Genomic DNA, 8,340 nt, shown 5'->3' with positions numbered 1-8,340 from the left:
AATCCCGTACGGGTCACTTTTGGAGGATTAGCTCAGCTGGGAGAGCATCTGCCTTACAAGCAGGAGGTCACAGGTTCGAACCCTGTATCCTCCATCCGTATATGAAGAAAGACTACCACTAGGTAGTCTTTTTTTATACGGTGTTGAATAAAATTATGGGTATAGAGACCGATTAAGGTCCCGAAAGGATCCGACAACGGAGATGCCTTGTAACCGAAATTTTTAGGGGGACTCTATGAAAAAGGAAAAACGTCTATTTACTTCTGAATCTGTTTCTGAAGGACATCCAGATAAAGTCGCAGATCAAATTTCTGATGCTATTTTGGATGCAATACTAGCCCAAGATCCTAATGGACGCGTGGCTTGTGAAACTACTGTTACTACCGGTTTAGTTTTAGTAGTTGGCGAAATTTCAACGTCTGCTTACGTAGATATTCAAAGTGTAGTTAGAAAGACTATTTTAGATATCGGTTATGACAGACCTGAATTAGGTTTTGATGGAAATAACTGTGCTATTTTGGTAGACATTGATGAACAATCTTCTGATATAGCCAACGGAGTTGACCAGTCTTTGGAAGTTCGTGAGAATGGTCAAGATAGTGATAAGCTTGATGAAATCGGTGCTGGCGATCAAGGATTAATGTTTGGTTTCGCTATTAAGGAAACACCAGAGCTAATGCCATTGCCAATCTCTTTATCTCATAAATTAATGAGACGTGTTGCTCAGCTTCGCAAAGATGGAACTTTAGAATGGCTTCGTCCAGATGCTAAGGCTCAAGTAACTGTAGAATACGATGAAGATAATAAACCCAAACGAGTAGAAACTGTTGTCATCTCTACTCAAACTGATGATAAAGTGGAAAACGATGAAATTCGTAATTCTATGATTAATATGGTAATTAAGAATGTTATTCCTGAGAAGTATCTAGATAAGAACACTAAGTTTCTTATCAATCCATCCGGTCGATTCGTTATTGGCGGACCCAAAGGTGACTCTGGTTTAACCGGTAGAAAGATTATAGTTGACACTTATGGCGGCTATGCTCGTCACGGTGGTGGAGCATTTTCTGGTAAGGACCTTACTAAGGTTGATAGAAGTGCCAGTTATGCTGCACGGTATGTAGCTAAGAATATTGTGGCTGCTGGCTTAGCTTATCGTTGTGAAATTCAATTAGCCTATGCAATCGGCGTTGCTCATCCTGTATCAATTATGGTTGATACTGCTGGAACAGGTAAGGTTAGTGATGATTTATTGGTTGATGCAATTCGCCATGTGTTTGATTTGCGTCCTGCAGGAATTATAGAAATGCTTAATTTACGTCGGCCAATCTATCGTCCAACTGCCGCATATGGTCACTTTGGTAGAACTGACATTGACTTGCCATGGGAGCATACTGATAAGACTCAAGAATTGTTAGATTATGTTAAAAAATATGAGAACTAAACAAACAAATGTAGCCGTTATTACAACGGCTATCTTTTTAACTACTTTTATGACTGCAATAGAAGGAACAATAGTTTCAACTGCGATGCCAACCATAGTTTCTGATTTAAATGGATTGGAGATTATGAATTGGGTAGTTTCTATTTTCTTATTAATGACTGCAGTATCAACGCCAATCTATGGCAAGCTAGCTGATAATATAGGACGTAAACCAATATTTTTATTCGGCCTAATATTGTTTATTATGGGCTCAGCTCTGTGTGGTTTGGCTAATAATATGTTCGAACTAATTATTTTTAGGGTAATTCAAGGTCTAGGATCAGGGGCTATTCAACCAGTGGCAATAACCATGTTAGCCGATATGTATACATTACAGAAGAGAACTAAGATGTTGGGTTTAAATTCAGGCTTTTGGGGAGTCGCTTCTGTCATTGCCCCGCTATTAGGCGGATTTATTGTTCAGCACCTTTCCTGGCATTGGGTCTTCTATATTAATGTTCCAATTGGTATAGCTACGATTATTATGGTTGAGTTCTTTTTTGTAGAATCAAAAAATCATTCCAAGACCAGGCTAGATTATAAAGGGACAACATTATTAGTTTTGATTTTGCTTGCTTTAATGTTGTTTTTACAAGAATTAGGAACAAGTAAAAATATCCCACTTTTAAGTGGATTAGCTATAGTATTTATTATTGGAATATTTTGGTTCATTAAGACAGAAAAGTTTGCTAAAGACCCAATAATGCCACTAAATATGCTAAAAAATAAAGAATTTATTTGCCAAAATCTTATTTCCTTAATTATTTCAGGTGTAGTGATTGGCTTTGAATTTTATATTCCTACTTGGATGCAAGGAATAAATGGCACTAATGCGTCGTTGGCAGGCTTTGCCGTAACTCCTAGCTCATTAATGTGGATTCTAGGATCTTTTATTTCAGGAGCTTTAATGAGTCGCTGGGGAGTAAGAAAGCTATTTGACGCTACATTATTGATCATCTTATTAGCTGATGTAGCTTTATTATTGGTACCACAAGCAACGCCATTTTGGCTTTTTTGTGTGATTGCTGGCTTTAATGGTGTTGGTTTTGGAATTATTATTACAATTAGCACGGTTGAGTCCCAAACTTTGGTATCGCCTGATCATATTGGTATAGCTACTTCATTTAATACCCTAGTGCGGTATCTTGGTCAAACAATGATGGTTTCAATTTTTGGTATTGTCTTTAATTTAAAGGTAGCTAATGGATTGGCCCATTATCCTAATTTAAATCAAGATATGATGAACAAGATAGTAAATGCAGAAAAGGCTAAGCATTTGAGTGCAAGTTTAATTCCTGATCTGAGAAATGTATTGTTTGGCGCTTTAAAGGGTGTTTATTGGGCTTCACTTATTTTAGTAGTCCTAGCTTTAATTGTTAACCAAATGTATCAAATAAATAAGAATGAAGTTAAATAAAAAATGGATGCAACTATCAATTCAGAGATTGATGTTTGCATCCGTTTTTATTTTTTAGTTAGAGTATGAGCCAAAAAATGAGTTGCTAAAGGAATAATCAACAAGACACCTATTAAGGAATACATCATAATTAAAAGCTCATTAATAACTAGCTTATCATTTAAAATTTCGCCCCAAGAATAATTTAGAGGATAGAACCATAAGATTAGTGATAGGACACTCCCAAATAGTCCAAAAAGTATGGTATTCATAGAAGTACCAATGATATCTTTTCCAATATTTGTTCCACTCTGGATCAATTCTTCTTTAGTGATTGTAGGTTTGGAATTTTTAATTTCTACTAGACCAGCTGTAATTGATACGGCAGCTTCTGCAATTGCACCTAATGTTGAAAAAATTGCTACGGTAATTGCAATTAGAGAGTAATCTATGCCGGGCTGTTGCGATTGTCCCATTAAGACATCATTAACCTCTAATCCCATTCCTGCAGCTTGTGCGAAATACTGACAAACAAAAATTAAGGAAATAAGCACAAGACACACTAATAATGAACTAAGAAAAGCATTTTTGCCGACAGTTTTATTTTCAGTACCAGCAAAAATAATTGTAGCTAATTTTAGTGGGACAAATATTAGAGTAATAACAGGAATGTTCAATCCCCATGAAATTAACATTGCAACAAAAATTAATAGAACTACATTGATAATTATACTGAAAAAGCTTCTAAGGCCAGTTTCGCCACTAATTACAGTCATTAAAATGGCTAAAGTTATAGTTAAGACAAGTAAGGTATTCATAATTAACTCCTGTCTTTTTGCTTAAGAAATAATAAACTCGCACCGGTAGCTGACACTACAGTCAAGACGATCCCGATACCTGAAATAACACTCTGGGTCAATCCAATTGCTAAGGTATAGTTAAAAGTATTGCCTAATCCAGCATTATCACGCAGATATAGAATTGTTTCAGGTAATGCACTAGCAATAAAAATTAATAATAAGACATTGATTAATGGTCCGGTAATTTCTTTTCCCATATTTCTACCACTATTAATCAGCTCTTGCTTTGTAATATTAGGCTTGTGAATTATCAATTCATGAAGACTAGATACAATATCTGTAGCTTCGTCTAATACAGCACCTAATATTCCTAGCAATGTTTGAGCTAAAAATATTCCTTGTGGGTCTTGGGTGATAAAGTCGGATGTATCATATCGCATCTGAGTATTGCCGGTTAATTGCATAATTAAGTAGCACAGTATAAACGAAGAAAAAATTCCAATTAGAGTCGCTAACCAAGTAACTAGCATTTTTTTGTTATAGCCTTGAACAATAATTAGGCAGATGAAAGAAAAAATTATATCGGCGAGCCCATAAATCAAAATACTTAAGTTGGAATTAGTCTTTAAGTCCCAAAACATTAGTCCAAAAAAGATAGCCCAACTTAAAATCATTGAAATTAATAATGCAATAGTATGTTTGCCTGCTAGGATAATCATTAAGCTAAGTGTAATCGTCAACACCATGATTGGAATCCAGTCACGCTTAGGACTCAATACTACAGCCTTGTTTTTACTAATTTTTGCTAGAACTCGGTTATGAATGCGATATTTTTGAGTTGTTAGCTGTGAAGGATAGTAGTGGTTGATAACTTTATATACACGGCCTTTATGTTTACCTGAGAGCATTTTGATATAAAAAGTTTGCTGACGAGTTTGATCTTTATTTTGATAAATATCCGTATCTTTGTGAATTAGCCGATCTTCAAACTTATCGGGCATGATGACAGCTATATCTTCTTTATGATAAATATTAGTTGAAAAATATGTCCAGCATGTTATAGCTCCACCCAGTATTAGACAAATAAGAGCGAAGATTAAGCGCTGATTTTTAATTTTGAAATTCATTTTTGATTACCTTATCTTTAAATATTCATGAAATAATCTTACTACACTTAGTCTTTAAGAATATTAAGTAAAAGATAAGAAACAATAAAAAAGGCTTCGATAATTCGAAACCTATAAAAATCAATAAAATTTTTGTGGATGTTTAGTAACGTAGCTTCTTAATAAAATCGCATAACCGATTAACACAAATGCTAATCCTTCAATCCAACCACCAAAGACATCAGATGGGTAATGGACATGAAGATAAATTCTAGTGTAGCCAATTATTAAAGGAAATAAGCACCATAGTATGTTTAGAATGATCTTTGTCTTTTTATTCTTAACTAAAAGTAGGGTAATGACAAATAGACAACCAAATAGAGTCATACTACCTAGTGAATGTCCAGATGGGAAGGAGAAGCCGTCCGCATGAACTAAATGTTGGACGCTAGGGCGTGAGCGGCGAACAAGATTTTTAATAATCCAATTGCAAGCATTGCCGCAGATCATAACCCCCGCTTCAAAGAAAGCTAGGGGATATTTTTTAAAAGTCAGTAAGGCAATGAAGATAATAATTGCTTCGATAGTTATTGTCGAAGTATTACCTAAATTTGTCAATAATCGTGCAATCTGCAGGTTGACTTTATTATTGTTATAGACAATATTAATTATTGCCTGGTCAAAAGATCTAATAAAAGCTTGATTGGTAGCTATACTAAAAGCCCATATTGTAAAGATAATTGCAAAGATTATTCCTATTACCAGTGGATCATGGTGTTTTTTATAAGATTGTATCAATGAATACACTCCTCTTGTTTTTTCTAGTATTTGTGGTAAATTATAATCATTATCAAAAAGAAAATAAAGGTTGAAAAGTAGTAGCAGCTAATCTTTCTTTTTCAGAGAGGGACTGGACGGTGAAAAGTCTTAAGAAGAAGTTGCGAACTTGTTTCATTTAAAAGCCTTTCGGTTTGGCATTACGTTAAGATGCTCAAAGAGGGTCGCATAATAATGCGAAACTTAGGTGGTACCGCGAATTAATCGTCCTATGAAGTTTTTTCATAGGACCTTTTTATTTTTAGAAAGAGAGATCATATGTACAACCATAAAGTTGTTGAAAAGAAATGGCAAAAATATTGGGCAGAGCATGACACATTCAAGACTACCCAAGATAAAGATAAGAAGAATTATTATGCATTAGATATGTTTCCATTCCCTTCGGGCAAGGGCCTCCATGTAGGACATCCAGAAGGATATACTGCAACGGATATTATGGCGCGTATGAAACGCGCACAAGGTTATAATGTGCTTCATCCAATGGGTTGGGATGCATTTGGCTTACCAACAGAGCAATATGCGTTAAAGACAGGCGAAGATCCAGCCAAGGTTACTGATGAAAACATTGCTAACTTCAAGCGCCAATTGAATAAGTTAGGTTTTTCTTATGATTGGGATCGTGAAGTTAGAACTTCTGACCCTAACTTTTATAAGTGGACTCAGTGGGTCTTTGAACAAATGTATAAAAAAGGTCTTGCTTATGAAGCTGAAGTTCCAGTTAATTGGTCACCAGATTTAGGAACAGTTGTTGCTAATGAAGAAATAGTTGATGGCAAAACTGAACGTGGTGGTTATCCTGTATACCGTCGTAATATGAAGCAATGGATGCTTAAGATGACTGCCTATGCAGATAGGTTACTTGAGGACTTAGATGATTTGGATTGGCCAGAGCCTGTTAAAGAAATGCAGAGAAATTGGATTGGCCGTTCAGTAGGTGCACAAGTAACTTTCAAAGTTAAAGATAGTGATAAGACATTTGATATCTTTACTACTCGCCCGGATACTTTATTTGGTGTAAGCTATACTGTCTTAGCTCCAGAAAATAAGTTAGTTCAAGAAATTACTATCCCTGAACAAAAGGAAGCCGTAGCAGCTTATATTAAGCAAATTGAATCAAAATCAGATTTAGAAAGAACAGATTTAAACAAAGATAAAACTGGAGTCTTCACTGGTGCCTATGCAATTAATCCGGTCAATGGTAAACAGGTTCCAATCTGGATTTCTGACTATGTTTTAGCAAGTTATGGTACTGGTGCAGTTATGGCAGTTCCTGCTCATGACGAACGCGACTATGCTTTTGCCAAAAAGTTTGAATTACCAATTAAACGCGTAATTGAAGGTGGTAATCTCGAAAAAGAAGCCTTCACCGGTGATGGTAAGCACATCAATTCTGACTTTTTAGATGACTTAGGTAACGATGAAGCTAAAAAGCGCATGGTTGATTGGTTAGAAGAACATAATGTTGGTAAACAAAAGGTCAACTACAAACTTCGTGATTGGGATTTCAGTCGTCAACGTTACTGGGGTGAACCAATTCCAGTTATTCACTGGGAAGATGGTACAACTAGTTTAGTACCAGAAGAAGAACTGCCGCTACGTTTACCGCATGCAACCAACATTAAGCCTTCAGGAACTCCAGAAAGTCCATTAGCTAACTTAACTGACTGGGTAAATGTTGTTGATGAAAATGGTCGTAAAGGTAAACGTGAAACTAATACTATGCCTAACTGGGCTGGTTCGTCTTGGTATTATTTAAGATATATTGATCCACATAATGATAAAGAACTGGCAGATTATGATTTGCTCAAGCAATGGCTACCAGTAGACCTTTATATCGGTGGTGCTGAACACGCAGTTAGACACTTGCTATATGCAAGATTCTGGCACAAGGTTCTTTATGATTTGGGAGTTGTTCCAACTAAGGAGCCATTCCAACGTCTTTATAATCAAGGATTAATCTTGAAAAATCATGAGAAGATGTCAAAATCTAAAGGAAATGTCGTTAACCCTGATGATGTGATTGATGAATATGGTGCAGATAGCCTAAGAATGTATGAAATGTTCATGGGTCCTCTTGATGCTTCAATTGATTGGGATGATAATGGTCCTGCTTCAACTAAGAAGTTTTTAGACCGAGTATGGCGTCTAATGGTTAATGACTTAGACCTGAAGGCAATTGCTAGTGAAAAGATCGTTGATGAAAACGATGGCAGTTTAGATAAAATCTATAACCAAACTGTAAAGAAAGTTACTGAAGATTTTGACTCACTTCACTTTAATACTGCAATCAGCCAAATGATGGTTTTCATGAATGAAGCACAAAAGGCTAAGCAAATTCCACGTGAATATGCGGAAGGATTTGTAAAGCTATTGGCACCAGTTGCTCCACATATGATGGAAGAAATTTGGTCAATTTTAGGACATAATGAATCTATCAGCTATGCTAAGTGGCCAACTTATGATGAAAGTAAATTAGTTGAATCAACAGTTGAAATCATGGTTCAAGTAAATGGTAAGCTACGTGGTAAATTTGAAGCAGCTAAAGATTCTGCTAAGGATGACTTAGAAAAGCAAGCTCTTGCTATACCTCATGTTCAAAAGTTCTTAGAAGGTAAAGATGTTAAGAAAGTCATCGTTATCCCTAATAAGATTGTCAATATTGTTGCCAAATAAGTTAAGTTTTTCCTAAAAAGCAAAATTGTTTTATAAGTTTTGTTA

Annotated in this window: 6 protein-coding genes, 1 tRNA gene, 1 riboswitch and 1 other annotated feature; of the genes, 4 read left to right on the top strand and 3 right to left on the bottom strand. The window is 35.6% G+C overall.

The window, feature by feature from the left end; genetic code table 11:
• Positions 1-21 precede the first annotated feature (21 nt).
• The 3 genes from J2Z60_RS07215 to J2Z60_RS07205 all read left to right on the top strand — a co-directional run bounded on the left by J2Z60_RS07215 (position 22) and on the right by J2Z60_RS07205 (position 2,900).
• A tRNA-Val gene (locus tag J2Z60_RS07215) sits at positions 22-94 on the top strand.
• 72 nt (positions 95-166) lie between these two features.
• Positions 167-238: riboswitch (SMK box riboswitch) on the top strand.
• Complete coding sequence (gene metK / locus J2Z60_RS07210) at positions 236-1,444, top strand: methionine adenosyltransferase (protein WP_209687015.1); 1,209 nt, start codon at positions 236-238, stop codon at positions 1,442-1,444. Its footprint overlaps the riboswitch before it by 3 nt.
• Positions 1,422-2,900, top strand: a complete 1,479-nt coding sequence (locus J2Z60_RS07205) for an MDR family MFS transporter (RefSeq protein ID WP_245328751.1) — start codon at positions 1,422-1,424, stop codon at positions 2,898-2,900. The genes metK and J2Z60_RS07205 overlap by 23 nt, the downstream gene beginning before the upstream one ends.
• A gap of 47 nt (positions 2,901-2,947) precedes the next feature.
• Here the strand turns inward: J2Z60_RS07205 and J2Z60_RS07200 are convergent, their stop codons facing one another.
• From J2Z60_RS07200 to J2Z60_RS07190, 3 genes are all read right to left on the bottom strand, one after another.
• Positions 2,948-3,697: a YibE/F family protein gene (locus J2Z60_RS07200; RefSeq protein WP_209687014.1), complete on the bottom strand. Its 750-nt coding sequence runs from the start codon at positions 3,695-3,697 to the stop codon at positions 2,948-2,950.
• 2 nt (positions 3,698-3,699) lie between these two features.
• Complete coding sequence (locus tag J2Z60_RS07195; RefSeq protein ID WP_209687013.1) at positions 3,700-4,806, bottom strand: YibE/F family protein; 1,107 nt, start codon at positions 4,804-4,806, stop codon at positions 3,700-3,702.
• Positions 4,807-4,926: 120 nt separating this feature from the next.
• On the bottom strand, positions 4,927-5,583 hold the full coding sequence (locus tag J2Z60_RS07190; protein ID WP_245328750.1) for a phosphatase PAP2 family protein: 657 nt from the start codon (positions 5,581-5,583) through the stop codon (positions 4,927-4,929).
• A gap of 63 nt (positions 5,584-5,646) precedes the next feature.
• Positions 5,647-5,837: a binding site (T-box leader), on the top strand.
• A gap of 43 nt (positions 5,838-5,880) precedes the next feature.
• Here J2Z60_RS07190 and leuS point away from each other — a divergent pair.
• The gene (gene leuS, locus J2Z60_RS07185) at positions 5,881-8,295 is read left to right on the top strand and encodes a leucine--tRNA ligase (RefSeq protein ID WP_209687012.1); all 2,415 of its coding nucleotides are present in this window, start codon (positions 5,881-5,883) and stop codon (positions 8,293-8,295) included.
• Positions 8,296-8,340 lie beyond the last annotated feature (45 nt).

Source organism: Lactobacillus colini (assembly GCF_017874575.1).
Lineage (GTDB): Bacteria > Bacillota > Bacilli > Lactobacillales > Lactobacillaceae > Lactobacillus > Lactobacillus colini.
Note: the sequence above shows the minus strand (reverse complement) of the source record. Positions and strands in the feature narration are given on the sequence as shown.

Coding starts and splice junctions, on each gene's coding strand:
- metK (WP_209687015.1), top strand. CDS start 236: ATGAAAAAGGAAAAACGTCTATTTACTTCTGAATCTGTTTCTGAAGGA.
- J2Z60_RS07205 (WP_245328751.1), top strand. CDS start 1,422: ATGTTAAAAAATATGAGAACTAAACAAACAAATGTAGCCGTTATTACA.
- J2Z60_RS07200 (WP_209687014.1), bottom strand. CDS start 3,697: ATGAATACCTTACTTGTCTTAACTATAACTTTAGCCATTTTAATGACT.
- J2Z60_RS07195 (WP_209687013.1), bottom strand. CDS start 4,806: ATGAATTTCAAAATTAAAAATCAGCGCTTAATCTTCGCTCTTATTTGT.
- leuS (WP_209687012.1), top strand. CDS start 5,881: ATGTACAACCATAAAGTTGTTGAAAAGAAATGGCAAAAATATTGGGCA.